Below are 17,449 nucleotides of genomic sequence, written 5' to 3' on the forward strand. Positions count from 1 at the left end.
CATGTTGGCCTCATCAAAATTTGCAGGAAAACGCATATGACACCAGCCGAACCTTGCAAATTCCGCACCCTCATATCAAGCTTCCGCCCGCATCGTGACTCGGTCAAAACGATTTTTCAGCGCGGACTAAGTACGAAAGCTTTGCCGTTGTGAAAGGCGATTGAACAGTGCGTCGAATTGCACTGCGTAATCTTCAAGAGGTCCAGGTGCAGAGGGACAGGCACGAGAACTCGACATGGCAGCGGTACCTCCTGCCCTTATTTTGCATCAGCTTTCTCAAGCTGACAAAGTAGCGATAACAAGAGCAACCTTCACCATGCAGAAGGATAAGCAAGGAGCGGGAATTGGTCCACCGGAAATTGGTGTGTCGCTGGACGAACCGGTGCGCCCCGTGGCGCGCGGCAAGTTATTCAGCAAGTCATTGACATAGAGCCAGCGGCGCTGCTGGAGCAGTATCCCAACGTCAGAACCCTGTCAGGCACAAGGGGCTTGTGCGCCATGGCTATCTGCCCGAGCGTGACGTGTTGACGGCAGCCAGCCCCGTGGCGGTCAAGGTACCCAAGGTGCACAACCGCTCCGGCACGGGCGTGAAGTTCCATTCGATAGTGTTCCCACTCTATGTCAGGAAGGCGCTGCGTATGTCGGCGGGGGTTGTGCTACATCATCTAGTATGTTCTTCGCTCGCTGGCATTCGGCGCTCCCCTAGTCTAAGGTTTCTTTATATGGCGTATCGCGCGCAGCATGTCTATGCTCAGGAAGTGAGATAAGACGCTACGAGCATAAGAGAAATAGCACTTCACCGTTGAAAGACCAATAGGAGGAAGTCCATGTCAAAGCTCGATCTTATAGCCCACGCTTCATTTCTCGCCGCGTTATTGACTTTATCAGGAGGCGCGGCTCTGGCGCAGGATCCAGCCAAGGTGGCGCCAGAGGCTTACAAAGTAACGTCGGACAACCAGTATGTACGCGTGTTAGACATCCACTTGAAGCCCGGAGGCAAGTCGCCAATGCACTCTCACCCTGGCTACGTGGCGGTTGCACTGACCCCTTGCAAGGTGCGGTTTTCTGCACCTGACGGCAAGAGCCAGGAAGTGGAATTCAAAGGGGGTGAGGCGAGTTGGCGTGATTCTGAGAGCCATAGCGTAGAAAACCTTGGCACGGTTGAATGCCATGTTATGAATATTGAGGTAAAGAAGGCCAGCAAGGAATAGAAGAAATAGACACGCTGCCTAACGAGTTTCAGCGAGCGACCTGGCTTTCGCTCGGCCGTCTCAGAATCCATTCGGTGAATGGCCGCTTTGCGGAAATCCCATGTCCGCTATACAGGGTCATAACGCCAGTTGGGGTCAGACGGAGTTCGGCTGAAAGCGGTCAGTCATGATTGATAGTCGGGCAGACCCTATTTAGCGCCGGATTAATCTGGAGGGGCAGGAGCACTTGTGTTTAATAAAAAAGCAACTACACTTGATAAGTGTGATCTCGAGCGGCATTCAGAATGTTTCGATAACTGGATACTTCCATGCCTAAATATGTCAACGAACGCGATTTTCCCGGCGCAGGCAAATTATCCACCGCCGAGTTGCAGCAAATTGCGCAAAAATCTTGCGATTTCCTTCGCAGGCTTGGACCGGAAATCCAATGGCAGGAACGCTATGTAACAGACAATAAGATCTACTGTGTCTACATTGCGCCCAACAAAGATATGATCCTCGCGCATGCGCAGCAGGACGATTTTCCTGTTACGAGCGTCGCCCCGGTACGGCGCGTGATTGAGCCGACTACTGCCGAAGCGCTGAGATAGAAAATATTTCACACGTTAGTTGGCAACGCACGCCAGAGGCGCTAATGACACGATTAGTTAAGGAGAATGTCATGACACAGGTTGACTGGAGATTGGAAGGTGAGTGGCTCAAGAGTTGTAATTGCGCGTGGGGGTGCCCCTGCGATTTTAACGCCAGGCCGACGAACGGTGAATGCAAGGGTTTCCTTGGCATGCATCTCGGAAGTGGTCACTTCCAGGCCATTAAACTTGATGGCCTGACCTTTTTCGTCGTCGTGCATTTTCCCGGCGCGCTGCATGAAGGAAATGGAGAAGCACAACCAATTATGGATGAAAGGGCAACGCCTGAGCAGCGCGACGCACTGTTCCAGATCATGTCGGGCAAACATTCCGCGGAAGGCACCTTGTTTCATATCTTCAGCCTGATCGTCACGAAAATGCATGATCCTGTTTTTGCGGCGATTACTTTCGAGTTCAACAAGGATGCACGTACTGCCCGAGTAGTTGTACCGGACATCCTGGAGTCGAGCACGAGCCCGATCAAGAATCCTGTGACCGGGTTGCCGCACCGCATTAGGGTCGTCATGCCAGAGGGTTTCGAGCATATCGAAGGCGAGATCGCCTCGGCGGATATCCGAAGTACCGGCGCAATCACATTTGACAGCAAGGCAAGCCACAGCACTCTTGCCAATGTAATACAGACCCCCGAAGGGGTAGCTGCATAAATAAGCAGTGATTGGCATTTGCGAATATGTTAGCCGTCCCTTCCCTAGCCCCCGCCCGGCAGCGAGAAAAGCTTGTGGTATGGCTGGCTCTGGCCAGCGTCATCATCCTGAGCTGGGCCTATCTGATAGCAGGCGCAGGGACTATGCAGGAAATGGGCGGAATGACCATGGCCATGAGCATTTGGCCCTGGACGATTCCACACGCGGTGACGATGTTTTTCATGTGGCTAGTTATGATGACAGCAATGATGCTGCCCAGCGCGACACCTGCGATTCTTCTTTATAGTCACATTTGCCGGCGCGGCAATACGGGAGGCTTCGTTGCCCCCATGCTGTTTGCTTTGGGATACCTGGCCGTGTGGGCAGGCTTCAGTGTGATAGCCGTTTGCCTGCAGTTCCTGTTGGAATGGACCGGCTTTCTGTCATCCATGATGGAAGCGACTAACATTGCTCTGTCCGGGGCGATGCTGTTCGCTGCAGGTCTTTACCAAGTAACGCCGCTGAAATATTCATGTCTTCGGGCCTGTCGGTCGCCGCTTGATTTTTTGATGCTGCACTGGCATACAGGTAAAACAGGCGCGTTGAAAATAGGAATGTGGCATGGTGCCTATTGCGTCGCGTGCTGTTGGGCGCTGATGCTACTACTGTACGTCGGGGGCATGATGAATTTGCTCTGGATCGTCGGGATTACCATTTACGTCCTCGTGGAAAAACTGGTGCCGGGTGGCCGTACTATCGCAACGGCAGGAGGTGCCGCGTTGATTGTGAGCGGAGGTCTTCTTCTCATCACCTCTCTCCGTTGAAACTGAATATTTCCGTGCCGGCAGCTGGGTGACCACGGCGAAGTAGCGTTCTGGAAGACTTGAGTATGTCATTTTCTTCTCATTGACAATTAAACATTGGAGGTTGCGATGGTTACGAACCCGCAAACAGGTACCAGTGTCAACGAAGTCGCCACCGGTATCTACCGGATCAATACTCCTGTCGATTTGCCAGGGGGCCAGAGTTTTAACTTCAACCAGTATCTCGTCGTCGACGACGAGGCGTTGCTGTTCCATACGGGACCCCGCGGGATGTTCCCCGTAGTCAGCCACGCCATCGCTCAGGTGATCGACCTCGGTCGCCTGCGTTACATCGGCCTGTCGCACGTTGAGGCCGACGAGTGTGGGGCTATGAACGAGCTGCTTGCCGCTGCGCCGAACGCGGTGCCGCTGTGTGGGCGGATCGCGGCCTTGGTCTCAATAAACGACCTGGCAGATCGCCCGCCGCGTGTTATGGCTGACGGTGAACTTCTGGAGCTTGGCGCCCACACGATGCGCTGGTTCGACACCCCGCATGTGCCGCATGGCTGGGAAGCTGGGTTGATGATGGATACGCAGACACGCACGCTCTTCTGTGGTGATTTGTTCACGCAGCCGAGCAGCGGCGCGCAGGCGCTCACGCAGACGGACATCTTGGGACCCAGTGAAGCGTTTCGTAAGACGATGGACTACTTCGCCCATGCGCCGACCACGGCGGCTACACTGGCGCGTCTGGCAGCCGAGAAGCCAAGCACGCTTGCCTGCATGCACGGCTGCGCCTGGGGCGGGGACGGTGGAGCGCTATTGCGACACCTCGCAAAGGCGTTGGTCGCAGCCGATTAGTCTCATCGCTTGCGACCTCTGCCTGTGGAACGCCGGATCAGATTTATGGAGTCAACAGCCAGCTATTCCGGGGTTTAACCCCTTGTCGTCCTCAGACATAGAGGAGAGCAGTTAAAACCGGATGCAACCGTTCAACCGAATGTGGCGGTAAATTTATTGTTTTAATAACAATAATTGCACAGTGATGCGGATGGTTATCGAGGCGAGCCTAGTAGTCCGTCACTCTTCAATTTTCGGATAAAGGTGTTTCAGCTTTATCCGTGCATCGGTGCCTCAACCACCGCGCGCACTTGATGGGCCCAATCCATCGCAGTCTTGCAAAGCGTCACCGATGCGGCACGCCATCCTGCCAGCGGCTCGACAAACATTCACACCACGCACATGCCGTGCCGAACATACTCGACATCTTCCCTGGCCGCCGCGCCCGGCTGGCTGGCGTCGGCATGCGTACTTGATCAATCAATTGCTTGGGTTGTTCATCCATCTGCAAATGACCGGATGGCGTGCCTCGTCCGGCCGGCAATACCCTTCCAGCACTTGCTCCATCTGGCCCGCAAAGTCGGCATCGCGCTCCGGCGCGATGCACCATTGCTGCTTTAGCCACGGCTTGGGGTCGTTTTTTTAGCGTGCGCCGCACCGTTTCACGCGAAATCGACGTTACGACATCCAATTCCACGAGCTTGTTGGACAACAAATTCGAGGTCCAGCCGGTGTGCTCACCCGGCGCTTGCGAACACGCCAGCTTCACCAATTACACTTCGGCTTGCCCATCGAGCTTGCGGCACTGGGGACGGGTCGGATAGTACCGCTCCAGCACTTCCCGCGGTCCTTCTTCGACCGCCTGCTTGCGTCAATTCTCCAGGACGCGCCTGCTCATGCCAAAGGCTTCGGCGATGCGAGCATCTTTCCAGGCCGGTCCCTGCTCGCCGCGATCCATCTTCAGAAATGCGTTGGCATGCCGAGTTTTCCACGCGGCCGACTTGGCGGTGCGTACGATGCCTTCCAGCCAGCCGCGCTCGTCCGCTGTCAACTTCAGCACATATGTTCGGTTCATTGCGATCTCCTTCACGACAGTCTTCCGTTAGATCGCTTCAAAACCGAAAAATGTCCCCTGTCAGGCTACTAGAAGACAATGCCGGCGGTAGCGTACCAATCCGATTAGCTGAATTTGAACGCGCCGATGGTGAACTGAACCAGTTGGGGCTGAGCTTGGCTGAAGGCAAACGTCTGATGTACGAAGCGCAGCGTGCTTTGGTCACCGAACAAGCGCACGGTTCCGTGACCGCTTCCCGAAATTTTCTGCAGTGCGACGCAGCCTTGTCGATCAAGGCCAAGTATATGATCCGCTATCGAACGGTGTTTGGCAAGATGATCATCGACAGCCCTCAGCTGCATGTCTGCAAATGTATTCAGGACAGGGGCAGCAAGCCATTCAGCCCGTTTGCAAATGCACTTCCGGGACGCCTCAGTCCAGAACTGAAATACCTTTAGTTCAGGTGGGCTGCGCACCTGCCGTATGGGGTCGCCACGGCACTCTGGTAAGAGACTCTGCCGTTCGATCAAGCGATCTCCATCTCCGGCTTCAGGAAGTGCGTATGGGCGGTCGGTCAAGGACTGGACGACGTCACCGAAAGGGCGATTCGTGGAGAACGCGCCCGTCCGCCTGCAAATAGCAGGGTCAAGATTTTCCCCCTGGCAGTGGATTCCGCATGGTTACGCCACCGCCCGTCGCCCGAGGAGCAAGACGAAGCCAAGCTTGCCCCGTATTTTCCGTCGAAGCGGGTTCCGGCCACTGGGCGACACGTAGATGTCATTGCCGGTCGGGCGGTCCGCCACAATGGCAGCCGGAAAGTGTATGGCTACGTCAAGCGGGAAGTGAAATCGGCAGCGACACGCCTGACAATTTTTTCTCGAGCAGGGCGCTGCGCAGGACCAAAAGATCACCATCGTCTCAGACGGCGCAGGCGAGTTTGAAAAAGCAGTCGGCGGGTCCCATAGACCGTTGACCCGCATTCTGGACCGGTTTCACATCGCGATAAAATTTCGTGCGATCGAACAATCGGCGCAAAAGTTTCCCAATCTGGCAGCATCCAACGGGCGCTCAGTACAAGATGAGATCGCGTCGGCGAAATGGCTGACGTGGCATGGCAAGAGTTGCGAAGCAGTGGAAAGACTGAAAAGCGATCATGACGCGATTAGCCTCGCGCCAGAGGACGCACAGTGCAGGGCATTATGGTGGAGTCTGCGGAGGACGTATTGGTACCTCGAATCCAATGCCCAATACCTGGTTAACTACGGATGGCGTTATAGGTGCGGCATGCCGATCTGTAGCAGCATTGCTGAATCGGCGGTCAATGAAGTTGTCAGCTTGCGTTGTGCGAAGAAGCGGCCGATGCGTTGGACAAATAAGGGGACACACCTTCTTGTTCAGGTTCGGGTAGCGGTGCACAACGGCGAATTGAAAATGCGTGACATGCCTGATCGACGACGACCCATCACAGAAGAAACGAAGGACGATCACTGCCAATGCGTAGCTTGGCGGTGCCTCCGGTTTTAACTGCTCTCTTCACGCGTGATCAATTTCATGGCCATACCCTTTCGAATGTGGTGGCGACTGGCATTTCTACACCGGCCCATTTCCTGACTCGCGTCAGCCATGCGCGTAGCGCATTCACAGGTTGAGAAGCGCGCTACCATGGCCTTACCCTCACGGGGAGATCTTGGTCGAGGTTAAACTGACTGCTGCGCGTACCGCCTTGGCGAGGTCCTGGGCCTTTCCCTGTCCCCAGTAATGAAGAAAGAGTGTCCTGGGCTCTTCATTAGTCATGTGCTGGTGGATCGCCAGAATATTGATGCCTGCGCTTCGCAACGATTTCAGCACCGGCTGCAGTTCATTTTCTAGCACGGCAAAGTCACCATCCACAACAGCACTGTCATCCGTTCCGGCAAACCCAGCCCAAGTGTTGACACCCATCGCATCCCCCATGGTCACGCCATGCATCTTGACAGGGCGGCCATAGCTCACTTTGAACATGCCGTTATTGCTTTCTCCTTTTTTGCCAAGAATGGTTTCAAGAGGGCCGCCGGTAATGTGACTTTCCGCCGGCGCGGGACTAGCCGGAAACTTTGCTGCAGGCGCCGCTTGGGCTGAGCGGACGCGCTCAGGAGCATCCAGCACTTTCTTGACGGCTGCCGCTAACTGGCTCGCGTCACCCATGCCACCAATATGCATGAAGTAGAGCTTGGGCTGATCAAAGAAGAAATGGTTGTGCAGGGCCGTAACTTCCAGGCCATTTTCCAGGGCGGCGCTCATTGTTGGCCCGACTTCGTCTTCGTTCAGAACGTTGTCGCCCATGACCATGACCTGGTTGTTCCCCATGGGTGTAAAGGCGGCATAGGAACTGACCCCGAGGAACGGCGGGATTTTCCAGCCATCTATGGCGGCCAGGTTCGGGCGCGGCTTTGTCACTTTGTAGACATTTTCAGCAGCGTTGTAAGTGCCTTTCATTCCTGTCGCCTTCTCGATGGGCGTTGTGTCAAAGGCCGATGCGTGGGCAGAGGCGACAGAAGTGAGCGAGGCAAGTGCAATCGAGACAGCAGCGCGAGAGAACATGATGGAACTCCTTCAGATTAGGTATGCAGCAATGGATACAGCACGAGACCGAGTAGGGCTGCAGCGACGATGATGACCGGCTCCTGCAACTTCTTGAATCGCCACAGAAGGGCAACCGTGGCAAAGGCAATGAGTGCGGTAGGAATATCAATGATGGAGCGCTTGGCGATGACGATGACAGAACCAGTAATGGCGCCGATCGCCGCGGCGGTAATGCCCTCAACGAATGCGACAACGCCCGGTAATTTTCCGTATTTCTTGAAGTACGGTGCCGGGATGATGGTGAACAAGTAGCATGGAATAAACGTGGCCAGCGCCGCTACTATCGCGCCGGACAGCCCGGCAACTAGGTAACCAATGAAACCGACGGTAATGACGACCGGTCCGGGCGTGATCATGGCCACGGCGACCGCGTCGACGAATTGCTTGTCGTTGAGCCACTGGTGTTCGGTCACGACGCCGCCATAGAGAAATGGGACGATGGCCAGCCCGGACCCGAAAACGAAGGCGCCGGCTTTTGCGAAGAATATGGCAATCTGTGTCAGAAGCGAAGCGTCCATGGAACCCAGGAAGCCGCCCGCGAGCGGAACTTGCGTCAGCGCGGCTGCATGAACACTGGACTTGCTCAGCCATTTCGGCGGCGCGCGCAGGAACCAGACCAGAACCCCGCCGGCGATGAAAAGCCAGGCGACTTCGGACTCGGTGATCACTGTGACTGCAGCAAGCACGAGATAAATGGCCCAGAGCAACTTGTCCTTGCCGACGCTTTTTTGGGTCAGCTTCTTTGCACTCATTGCGATGATGCCGATGACGGCCGCACCGACCCCGTAAAAGACCGCCTGCATCCAGGCCAGGCCGCCGAACTCGACGTAGGCCCATCCCAGTGCCACCACCATCAGAAAGGACGGCAGGACGAACGCGATGCCGGCGAGCGTAGCGCCCCAGATCCGGTAATGGACATAGCCCATGTATATGCCCAACTGCGCGGCCAGTGGCCCGGGCGCCATCTGCGCCAAGGCAAGTCCTTCCTTGTAGTCTTCCTGCGTGATCCATTGCCGGTCTTCCACTAGATCCCTCTGCATGTAGCCGACCAACGCCACCGGCCCACCAAAGCCCAGCGCACCGAGCCGAAGCATATACAGGACGATCTGCCATAGGGTATAGCGCGGCGATTCCGGGACATGACTCATGAAGTGCTCTCTTTGCCGTAATGAATGTGTAATGAATCGAAGACGCCACCCATCTCTTCCAGGAACTGGTCATCGTCTTTCAGCCGTGACCTGGCGCCGGACAAGATCGCTTCAAAGCCGATCGTTTCCGGGGTTAAGAAGCCACCCGTGTCGAGTGCGTGGATTAGCAGCCCGAGTTTCGCGAGTCCGCGATCATGTTCAAGGCCAAAGCTCGTCAGCAGGACTTCAAACGTCACCTTGTCCCCGACGTGGGTAAAGGAGGCTCCATCAAAGTCAAACCCAAGCGCGTGGGTCGGACAGTGCGCAGGATGATCCAGCCAGAGGAATTTGGCATCCTGGTCGACGAAGCGCCGAATTAGCCACGCACTGGCTACCCGGTCGGCCCAGAGGTGGCGTCGGGTAGCCCACGTTCTGCCCTGGTAGTGGCGACTGTCCAGCAGCGCGATCGCATGGTCCTCGGCGTGCGGCTCGTCGGGGGAAAGTACGGCATTGGCAGCTTCCTCAAAGTCAGACCATACGGCCTGTACATCGAGCGACGCCTGGGTTGCGAAAAAGTCGATGCGCTGGACCGCATCCAGTTCCTTGCGCATGCGCTTGACCGTCTTCGCGATGGCGCTTGCGCTGAGCGACGCTAGAGATCTCCTTGCTTGCACGAGATGGGCCGAAATCTCAGCGTAGTCGGTCGACCGATCGAACATGGCGATGAAGGACTCCTCATCGGCTTTTGATCGGGGCGTTATGTTCACCAGACAGGCGTTTCCACCTTCCCGATTCGTTAAATCCGCCAGTTCCGCGAGTGCCGACGCATGTTCGTCCCGATCAGGCAGCAGATAAGCGCCATCGCGCAGGGGCGCGCAGCCCAATGCCTTAATCGAGCGCCAAAGGCGCATACGAGCAGTTGCCCCAGCAGTAGGCAGGCTTACAACGAGGAGCAACCAAGAGTTTTGCACAGGAAAACCCGACAAGTAAAACGTAGAAAACGATAAAAAAATAATAAATCCATGTAATGGAGTCTACACGTCGTAGATTTTATTACAAGAATAATATTGGCTATTCCATTGCTTAAAGTGAGGTTAGTAACGGATTTTGAGCCGAACCAAATTTTACCATCAGTGTCATAACATTTACATGGATGTAGCAAAACCTACGTTCATTGTAGAGGAAAGTCAGCTTTTAACATCTGACTAAGCGCATTTAGCTTAAGGAGAAGGAAATGAAATGTTCTAATATCAGTAAATCCGCAGGTTTACTCGTCTTGGCGGTTGGATTACATGCAACATTTATTCCGTCATCAGCCTTCTCGCAGCCGATCGCGGGCCAAGGGTCGACATCCGGTTCAACAACGGAAAGTGGAAAGGGAAATACGTTGACTGGCGGTGCAGAGGGGGCGCCAACGGATCAGGCAACGCCAGCACCTTCAAGCGGCAGTGCTGCAACTTCATCCATGTCTGGAGAAAGTGGGAAGGGAAACACGCTCACCGGTGGAGCAGAAGGTGCACCAACGAATCAAGCGACGCCGTCGTCGGCAAGCGGCAACGTGGCTCCGGAATCCCCCTCTCGGCCGGGCGATCCGCCGCCGAACATGAAAGCCTCCCAGTCTGAATAGCTGTCCGCTATAGGGTAGGGGTCGTTCGTCGCGGACCTGACTATTTAAGCCGGTATTCACCGAAGCGAGCATGCTCCTGCGAGCTTCGCCGTAGGCTAAGCAGGGCGTCTTATCCCGGTCGTGCTGGTGAGTGTTGCACATCATCGAGACGTTCCTGCGCCGCCAACTGATCCGCGCGCCATCGCATCCACGGAATCCAGCATGACCCATGGCATCGCTCCCACGCCAAGCTGTACATCGGTTCCGTGTTCGCCATTGAGGATCGCGAAAGGATTTGCCTTGCGCTGCAATGAGGCCGATTCCTACTGCACCGCCCCCCAACGAATCCCCGATCACCATGCCTTCGCCAGGCATCGGCAGGACATCGCTGTGCGAAGTGCCTGTCGACTCGCGGCGTTCAGCCCGGCTGAACGCCAACAAACCCCATAACCATCGCTGCTGTACCAATCGCACCGGTCCATTCCGCGGTTTTCTCCCTTGTATCTTGGGTTTGAGAGGTTTGTATTCATAATGATGACGGCTGTGGAGATTGTGGGCAAAGGTGGGCGCGGTGGATAACGGCGTTATCGTTATCCACCGCCAGGCCGCCGGTGCGCGTAGCGCATCGTCCATAAATCCACAGCCTGGTGTTGGTTTTTTGGCAAAGCTCGTGCAGCCTGATCCTCCCTGGGGTCTGCAAGCCCGCCCTCAAGCATATGGCGCACGAGCCGAGCCGCTTATTTGAAACCCGAACAGTTGTTTGACCTTACTTCGCATGTACAAGGAGGGGTAATGATGAGCCTGCCAAATTCGACTCCAACACCCGTGACCGTTGGTATTGATGTAGCCAAGAGCAGCATTGAGGTGGCTATTGGCCTGGATTTGCCAACGCTGAACTTTAGTAACGACTCCAATGGTTTTGATACGCTGTTGACGCAGCTCGCTGCTCACCGAACTGCATTGATCGTCATGGAGGCCACCGGCGGCCTCGAGTCTGCTTTGGCATGCACGTTGCAGGCCGCAGGCTATGCCGTGGCGGTGATCAATCCAAGGCAAGCGCGCGACTTCGCGCGAGCAATGGGGCAACTGGCCAAGACAGATTGTATCGATGCGCGCATCTTGGCACAGTTGGGTGACGTCCTGCAGCGCTGCCCCGACCGGAACAAATTCATTAGGCCGCTCCCGACCGCTGAGCAACAGCAACTTGCAGCGATGGTCATCCGCCGCCGCCAGCTCATCGCCATGCTCGGCGCAGAACGCAATCGACTGGAACAGTCTCACCGAACTCCAGGAAGAGCCTGAACACGATCATAAAGGCTTTGACAAAGGAGCTGGCGCGCATTGAGGAGAGCATGGCCGAATACATCCAATCCAAGTTTCCTGATCTGTCGGACCTGCTTAACAGCGCCAAAGGCGTAGGCAAAACAACGAGTTCGACATTGATTGCCGAGGTGCCCGAGTTAGGTAAGCTGTCTCGCCGCGAGATCAGCGCGCTCGTCGGCGTGGCGCCCATCAATCGCGATTCTGGCCTCATGCGAGGTCGGCGCATGATCTTCGGTGGACGCAGCAGCGTGCGACATGTGCTCTACATGGCCGCGCTGGTCGCTTCGCGTCACAATCCAGTGATCAAGGTCTTCTATGACCGCTTGGTTGTGCAGGCAAACCCAAAAAAGTCGCCCTCGTAGCCTGCATGCGAAAGCTGTTGACTATCCTGAACGCCATGGTCAAAGCGGGTAAATCCTGGGACGCGACGGTTCATCATCCCAAGCCAAAAATGGCTTGATTTTTAAGACAGTTGCTTGAGGCTTGTACGACGCCTGCCCGCGTGGTTTGCTGGTACCGCGTCTGTCCTTCCCTAAGGGCAGGCATTCTACAACCTTCAACGCAAGCCGTTCGTGGCAATAATCGTAACAAAGATTTCTTACAGCGGATTAGCGGCTGTTCTATTCGATCTATTTAATAGATCACTTAATATTTCATGCGTAGACAATTTGACTGAAATGTTGAACCGCCAAGGATGATGATTTTCCCGCATGCACCGGAATCCGCCCACCTCACAGGAACTAATGGCAAGCCCCTGACTCACATCTGGCCGAACTGTTCGCTACTGATCTTGTTTTTTGAAAAGACGAACTTTGTTTTTTCGTTGTATTTGTTGCTTGAGGAAAATATGACACCTGACTCACCTTTGCTGCACCCGATCAAGATCGGCCCCCTAGTGCTGAAAAACCGAATTGCTGTGGCACCAATGACGCGTATCAGTGCTACCGAAGATGGCGTCGCTACTGAGGATATGCAACGGTATTACGCCCGCTTCGCGAAAGGTGGCTTCGGACTAATCATCACGGAGGGCACGTATCCAGATCTTAGCTATAGCCAAGGCTATCTCTACCAGCCGGGCATTGCCAATGAACAGCAGGCAGAGGCGTGGCGACCAGTGGTCAACGCGGTTCATGAAGCAGGGGCCAAGATCGTATTGCAACTAATGCACGCAGGGGCGCTTAGTCAAGGCAACCGATGGAAGGAAGGATCCATAGGGCCGTCGGCGGTGCAGCCGAAAGGCGAGCAGTTAGCGTTCTATCGGGGCGCGGGAGCGTACGCCATGCCGCGTGAGATCACGCTCGATGAAATATCGCAACTGACTCAGGATTTCGCCACGGCGGCAAAGCGCGCGCAGCATGCAGGGTTTGACGGCGTCGAAATCCACGGCGCAAACGGGTACATTCTCGACCAGTTCCTCACCGACTACACTAATCAGCGAACCGACCGCTACGGCGGCTCGACAGAAAATCGCGTGCGCCTCCTTGTCGAGGTCGCACGAGCGGTGCGCGCCATGGTCGGCGCGGACTACACTGTCGGGATGCGCATTTCTCAGGGGAAGGTCAACGACTATGTCCATAAGTGGGCCAATGGACAGGCTGATGCGCAAATCATATTTCAACAATTGGCTGCCGCCGGGGTGGACTACCTGCATACAACGGAGCATGAGGCCCAGGCGGCCGCCTTCGGAACCACCAATAGTGATGGCGGCACACTGGCCGGCTATGCAAAGCACTTTGGCAGGGTCCCTGTAATTGCCAACGGCAAACTCGGCAGCCCGGAAGCAGCGAATGCGATACTCGCGGACGGTAAGGCCGACATCATCGCGCTCGGCAAGACAGCGCTTGCCAACCGGGATTGGCCGCAGCGAGCGGCAAACCGGCAACCGCTGGAAGAATTCGACTTTGCCGTGCTGCAGCCTCTTGCCCATATCAAGCCGAGCGAGTTGTAGCTCGGATGCCGACATAGATGCCGCGGGTAATTAATGGCTATTCCGGATTCTTTGAAATGAAAATTTGGCTTGTGGCAATGAACACGAACAGACGCGCCCATTGCCGTTTCGCTAAACTTGGCAACAATATCCCTTAATGCGCAGGTCTGAAGTTATCCTGCACGCAGCATTTTCGCTGCAGCCACCATGTTGCTCAGTGCCGGAATTGCTTCAGCCCACTGTCGGGTCTTTAGGCCGCAATCCGGATTGATCCACAGGCGCTCCGCCGGAATGCGCTCGCCCGCCTTCTTCATCAACTGCACGATATGCTCCTGCGTCGGAATGTTAGGCGAATGAATGTCATAGACCCCAGGGCCGATCTCGTTAGGATACTTGAAGTTGTCGAAAGCATTTAACAGGTCCATGTCCGAGCGTGATGTTTCGATAGTAATCACGTCGGCATCCATGGCGGCGATCGAGTCGATGATATCGTTGAACTCCGAATAGCACATGTGGGTGTGAATCTGCGTCTCATCTTTCACACCATTAGCGGCGATACGGAACGATTCAACAGCCCATTCCAGGTACTCTTTCCATTCTGCGCGGCGAAGCGGCAAGCCTTCGCGTAATGCTGCCTCATCGATTTGAATCACACGTATCCCGGCCTCCTCCAAGTCCAGCACTTCGTCCCGTATGGCCAATGCTATCTGCCTGCACGAAACCGAGCGTGGCTGATCTTCGCGCACGAAGGACCAGTTGAGAATCGTTACTGGGCCGGTCAGCATGCCCTTCATCGGTTTTTTCGTCAGCGATTGAGCGTAGGTAATCCACTCCACCGTCATCGGCTTCGGGCGACTGATGTCGCCGAAAAGGATTGGCGGCTTCACGCAACGCGAGCCATAGGATTGCACCCAGCCAAACTGGCTGAAAGCGTACCCTTGTAGCTGTTCGCCAAAATACTCAACCATGTCATTGCGTTCGGCTTCACCGTGCACGAGCACGTCCAGCTCCAGCGCTTCCTGTTCGCGCACGCTGCGCGCGATCTCCGCCTGCATCGCTGTCTTATAAGCGAAGCCATCCAGGCGACCAGCCTTATACTCGCTGCGTACGTGGCGGATCTCAGCGGTCTGCGGGAAGGAGCCGATCGTAGTTGTCGGGTAAGGTGGTAGCCTCAGCAGTACCGACTGTTTTTTAATACGATCGGCATAATTACTGTTGCGCTGGCCGTACCTAGCATCAATTTTGGCGATCGCCGCTTGTACGGTTGGGTTGTTCACACGCGGAGAGGTGCGGCGCGTAACCAGCGCAGCATGGTTTGCTATCAGCTCTGCCTTGACCGCATCACGTCCTTCACGGAGCGCCTTTCCCAGGATCCGGAGTTCGTCGAGCTTTTGCAGGGCAAACGCGAGCCAGGATCTGATCTCGTCATCAAGCTTCTGTTCACTGTTCAGGTCGACTGGAACGTGCAGCAGCGAGCACGACGGCGCGATCCACAAACGATCCCCCAGGCGTTCAGCCAAAGGCTCGATCCAATCCAGCGCAGCGCTCAAGTCTGTTTTCCAAATATTGCGACCATTGACCACACCAAGGGACAGAACTTTGTGAGGAGGCAGCAGATTCATTAAGGCTTGTACGTCTTCGCGGTCATTGACAGCATCAATGTGCAGGCCAGCCACTGGAAGGTTCGCTGTCAGATAGCCGTTCTCTTTGAGTTGACCAAAATAAGTCGCCAGCAACAGCTTGATCTTGCAAAGCTTAAGATGATGATAAGCAGTGTTGAAGGCATGCTGCCAATCAACATCAAGTTCCGTGACTAGGATAGGCTCGTCGATCTGGACCCATTCCACACCCTGAGCCGCCAAAGTATCCAGCAGTGCGGTGTAAACAGGCAGCAGACGCGGCAATAAAGTGAGCTTATTGGAATGATCTTTGGTCTTGCCCAACGCCAGGTAGGTGACTGGCCCGATGATCACGGGCTTTGCCTTCACACCTTGCGCCTTCGCTTCGGCGAGTTGCTCCAGTAGGCGTGACGCGTCAAGTTTGAACTCGGTAGCTGTACTGAACTCCGGGACGATGTAGTGGTAATTAGTGTCGAACCACTTGGTCATTTCTCCAGCGGTAATACCGCCGCAGCAGCTAGCATGCCCTTCCGTATTTTGTGCAGAACGGCCACGCGCCACACGGAAGTAGTTATCTAGGACGTCGCCATGGAAGCGCTGTACCCGTTCCGGCAGATTCCCTAGCGTGAAACTCATATCCAGTACCTGATCATAGAAAGAGAAGTCGCCGACGGGAATGAGATCCAGACCAGCCTGATCATCCCAATGCCGTCCGCGCAGTTGGATTCCTACCTCCGTCAATGTTCCGGACGTAGATTCTCCTCTCCAGTAAGCCTCTAGGGCATATTTCAGTTCACGCTTCGCACCGACGCGTGGCATTCCTAAGTTGTGAATCGTGGTCATGATTTCCTCCCAAAAAATAAGAATTGGCGCATCGTAAGGATGAGATGCCATGAAGTAAAATGGTTTTATCTCACAGTTATATGAATTTTTCTCATTTATTATGCTAGAACGTATTCATTTGGCAATCGTGCAGCAGGTAGAGCGGCAGGGTTCGCTAACCGCAGCCGCAGGTGTTCTCCATGTAACTCAGTCGGCGTTAAGCCACAGCATGAAAAAGCTGGAGCAGCAGTTGGGCACGGACATTTGGCTGCGTGAAGGCCGTAGCCTCCGGCTAACACAGGCCGGGGAGTACTTGCTTGCTGTCGCCAATCGAGTGTTGCCGCAGCTGGACTTCGCGGAAGAGAGATTGCATCAATTTGCGCGAGGCGAGCGTGGCGCTTTGCGCATTGGAATGGAATGCCATCCTTGCTACCAATGGCTGTTGAAAGTAGTTTCGCCCTATCTGGCGACCTGGCCAGACGTCGACGTGGACGTCAAGCAGAAGTTTCAGTTCGGCGGCATCGGTGCACTCTATGGCTACGAGATTGACTTGCTAGTTACTCCTGACCCGGTTTACAAACCCGGACTGATCTTCGAGCCGGTCTTCGACTACGAGCAAGTTCTCGCCGTAGCCGCAGTCCACAAACTGGCGAAGGAAAAATATGTTAAAGCGCACCAATTGACCGACGAGGTGCTGATCACCTATCCGGTGCCAATTGACCGCTTGGACATCTATAACTTGTTTCTCAAGCCGGCTGGTGTGATGCCGAAGCACCACAAAACCATCGAGACGACCGATATCATGCTGCAGATGGTCGAAAGCGGGCGCGGCGTAGCGGCCCTGCCGCGCTGGCTATTGCTCGAATATGCCACCAAAATGGATGTCGTTCCCGTTCGCTTGGGAAAGGACGGGGTTGCAAAGCAGATCCATTTAGGAATGCGCGAGAACGACATTGGGGTTGACTACCTCAAGGCTTTCCTAAAACTGGCGCGAGGACCGGCCGCACCAATTGGTTCTTGATATATCGGCGCTCATCATTTCAGTTTTGGGTGTTTAGCCATTTTTATTTTAAAATGCCGTCTGAGGTTGAGAGCTAGTCGGCCCTGAAGAATTCTAGTTTTCAATAAGCGGGCACTTGCGATGAGCAGGCCCTGAGTTTATTGATGATGAGTCGGATGTTATGCCCTGCACCGCACAACACGGCATTGAGGGCATCGCCGA

At 55.1% G+C, this 17,449-nt stretch carries 15 protein-coding genes and 2 pseudogenes; 11 read left to right on the top strand and 6 right to left on the bottom strand.

Features of this window, described 5'->3' with window-relative positions; genetic code table 11:
• Positions 1-316 precede the first annotated feature (316 nt).
• The 6 genes and pseudogenes from IGW04_RS26310 to IGW04_RS23995 all read left to right on the top strand — a co-directional run.
• Positions 317-653, top strand: a pseudogene (locus tag IGW04_RS26310) (IS256 family transposase); the annotation flags it as partial.
• A 174-nt stretch (positions 654-827) separates the two neighbouring features.
• Positions 828-1,211, top strand: coding sequence for a cupin domain-containing protein (locus tag IGW04_RS23975; protein ID WP_194715624.1), 384 nt, complete (start codon positions 828-830; stop codon positions 1,209-1,211).
• 308 nt (positions 1,212-1,519) lie between these two features.
• Positions 1,520-1,801, top strand: a complete 282-nt coding sequence (locus IGW04_RS23980; RefSeq protein ID WP_194715625.1) for a DUF4242 domain-containing protein — start codon at positions 1,520-1,522, stop codon at positions 1,799-1,801.
• A gap of 71 nt (positions 1,802-1,872) precedes the next feature.
• Positions 1,873-2,505, top strand: a complete 633-nt coding sequence (locus tag IGW04_RS23985; protein ID WP_194715626.1) for a DUF1326 domain-containing protein — start codon at positions 1,873-1,875, stop codon at positions 2,503-2,505.
• Between the two features lie 74 nt (positions 2,506-2,579).
• A complete protein-coding gene (locus tag IGW04_RS23990) occupies positions 2,580-3,308 on the top strand; it encodes a DUF2182 domain-containing protein (RefSeq protein WP_323744902.1) in 729 nt (242 codons plus the stop codon).
• 108 nt (positions 3,309-3,416) lie between these two features.
• On the top strand, positions 3,417-4,148 hold the full coding sequence (locus tag IGW04_RS23995) for an oxygen-binding di-iron domain-containing protein (protein ID WP_194715628.1): 732 nt from the start codon (positions 3,417-3,419) through the stop codon (positions 4,146-4,148).
• 325 nt (positions 4,149-4,473) lie between these two features.
• Here the strand turns inward: IGW04_RS23995 and IGW04_RS24000 are convergent, their stop codons facing one another.
• Together IGW04_RS24000 and IGW04_RS24005 are read right to left on the bottom strand one after the other, a co-directional pair.
• Complete coding sequence (locus IGW04_RS24000) at positions 4,474-4,899, bottom strand: hypothetical protein (protein ID WP_194715629.1); 426 nt, start codon at positions 4,897-4,899, stop codon at positions 4,474-4,476.
• A 99-nt stretch (positions 4,900-4,998) separates the two neighbouring features.
• Entirely contained in the window at positions 4,999-5,217 is a 219-nt protein-coding gene (locus tag IGW04_RS24005) for a hypothetical protein (RefSeq protein ID WP_194715630.1), read from the bottom strand.
• 35 nt (positions 5,218-5,252) lie between these two features.
• Here IGW04_RS24005 and IGW04_RS24010 point away from each other — a divergent pair, with 35 nt between their 5' ends.
• Positions 5,253-5,639, top strand: coding sequence for a hypothetical protein (locus IGW04_RS24010; protein WP_194715631.1), 387 nt, complete (start codon positions 5,253-5,255; stop codon positions 5,637-5,639).
• A 1,216-nt stretch (positions 5,640-6,855) separates the two neighbouring features.
• Here the strand turns inward: IGW04_RS24010 and IGW04_RS24015 are convergent.
• Genes IGW04_RS24015 through IGW04_RS24025 form a run of 3 tightly spaced genes read right to left on the bottom strand, consistent with a single transcriptional unit; the run spans position 6,856 to position 9,841 of the window.
• Positions 6,856-7,761, bottom strand: coding sequence for a DUF1259 domain-containing protein (locus IGW04_RS24015; RefSeq protein WP_194715632.1), 906 nt, complete (start codon positions 7,759-7,761; stop codon positions 6,856-6,858).
• Positions 7,762-7,778: 17 nt separating this feature from the next.
• Positions 7,779-8,951: a chromate transporter gene (locus IGW04_RS24020; protein ID WP_194715633.1), complete on the bottom strand. Its 1,173-nt coding sequence runs from the start codon at positions 8,949-8,951 to the stop codon at positions 7,779-7,781.
• Positions 8,948-9,841, bottom strand: a complete 894-nt coding sequence (locus IGW04_RS24025) for a chromate resistance protein ChrB domain-containing protein (RefSeq protein ID WP_194715634.1) — start codon at positions 9,839-9,841, stop codon at positions 8,948-8,950. Before IGW04_RS24025 ends, IGW04_RS24020 begins: the two co-directional genes overlap by 4 nt.
• Before the next feature lie 323 nt (positions 9,842-10,164).
• Here IGW04_RS24025 and IGW04_RS24030 point away from each other — a divergent pair, with 323 nt between their 5' ends.
• From IGW04_RS24030 to IGW04_RS24040, 3 genes and pseudogenes are all read left to right on the top strand, one after another.
• Positions 10,165-10,557 (top strand): hypothetical protein, encoded by a 393-nt coding sequence (locus IGW04_RS24030; RefSeq protein WP_194715635.1) that lies wholly within the window; start codon positions 10,165-10,167, stop codon positions 10,555-10,557.
• 774 nt (positions 10,558-11,331) lie between these two features.
• Positions 11,332-12,319, top strand: a pseudogene (locus IGW04_RS24035) (IS110 family RNA-guided transposase).
• Between the two features lie 234 nt (positions 12,320-12,553).
• Positions 12,554-13,807: an NADH:flavin oxidoreductase gene (locus tag IGW04_RS24040; RefSeq protein WP_228527360.1), complete on the top strand. Its 1,254-nt coding sequence runs from the start codon at positions 12,554-12,556 to the stop codon at positions 13,805-13,807.
• Positions 13,808-13,959: 152 nt separating this feature from the next.
• Here IGW04_RS24040 and metE read toward each other — a convergent pair whose 3' ends face one another.
• The gene (gene metE, locus IGW04_RS24045; protein WP_194715636.1) at positions 13,960-16,248 is read right to left on the bottom strand and encodes a 5-methyltetrahydropteroyltriglutamate--homocysteine S-methyltransferase; all 2,289 of its coding nucleotides are present in this window, start codon (positions 16,246-16,248) and stop codon (positions 13,960-13,962) included.
• A 100-nt stretch (positions 16,249-16,348) separates the two neighbouring features.
• Between metE and IGW04_RS24050 the strand changes: the two genes are divergently transcribed.
• Complete coding sequence (locus tag IGW04_RS24050; protein WP_194715637.1) at positions 16,349-17,248, top strand: LysR family transcriptional regulator; 900 nt, start codon at positions 16,349-16,351, stop codon at positions 17,246-17,248.
• The last annotated feature ends 201 nt before the right edge of the window (positions 17,249-17,449 follow it).

Source organism: Noviherbaspirillum soli (assembly GCF_015352955.1).
GTDB lineage: Bacteria > Pseudomonadota > Gammaproteobacteria > Burkholderiales > Burkholderiaceae_D > Noviherbaspirillum_A > Noviherbaspirillum_A soli.

Excerpts from the sequence above, each read along its gene's own strand:
- IGW04_RS24010 (WP_194715631.1), top strand. The coding sequence starts at position 5,253 with ATGTCCCCTGTCAGGCTACTAGAAGACAATGCCGGCGGTAGCGTACCA.
- IGW04_RS24050 (WP_194715637.1), top strand. The coding sequence starts at position 16,349 with ATGCTAGAACGTATTCATTTGGCAATCGTGCAGCAGGTAGAGCGGCAG.
- IGW04_RS24015 (WP_194715632.1), bottom strand. The coding sequence starts at position 7,761 with ATGTTCTCTCGCGCTGCTGTCTCGATTGCACTTGCCTCGCTCACTTCT.
- IGW04_RS23980 (WP_194715625.1), top strand. The coding sequence starts at position 1,520 with ATGCCTAAATATGTCAACGAACGCGATTTTCCCGGCGCAGGCAAATTA.
- IGW04_RS24020 (WP_194715633.1), bottom strand. The coding sequence starts at position 8,951 with ATGAGTCATGTCCCGGAATCGCCGCGCTATACCCTATGGCAGATCGTC.
- IGW04_RS23985 (WP_194715626.1), top strand. The coding sequence starts at position 1,873 with ATGACACAGGTTGACTGGAGATTGGAAGGTGAGTGGCTCAAGAGTTGT.
- IGW04_RS23995 (WP_194715628.1), top strand. The coding sequence starts at position 3,417 with ATGGTTACGAACCCGCAAACAGGTACCAGTGTCAACGAAGTCGCCACC.
- metE (WP_194715636.1), bottom strand. The coding sequence starts at position 16,248 with ATGACCACGATTCACAACTTAGGAATGCCACGCGTCGGTGCGAAGCGT.
- IGW04_RS24025 (WP_194715634.1), bottom strand. The coding sequence starts at position 9,841 with ATGCGCCTTTGGCGCTCGATTAAGGCATTGGGCTGCGCGCCCCTGCGC.
- IGW04_RS24040 (WP_228527360.1), top strand. The coding sequence starts at position 12,554 with ATGATGATTTTCCCGCATGCACCGGAATCCGCCCACCTCACAGGAACT.
- IGW04_RS24030 (WP_194715635.1), top strand. The coding sequence starts at position 10,165 with ATGAAATGTTCTAATATCAGTAAATCCGCAGGTTTACTCGTCTTGGCG.
- IGW04_RS23975 (WP_194715624.1), top strand. The coding sequence starts at position 828 with ATGTCAAAGCTCGATCTTATAGCCCACGCTTCATTTCTCGCCGCGTTA.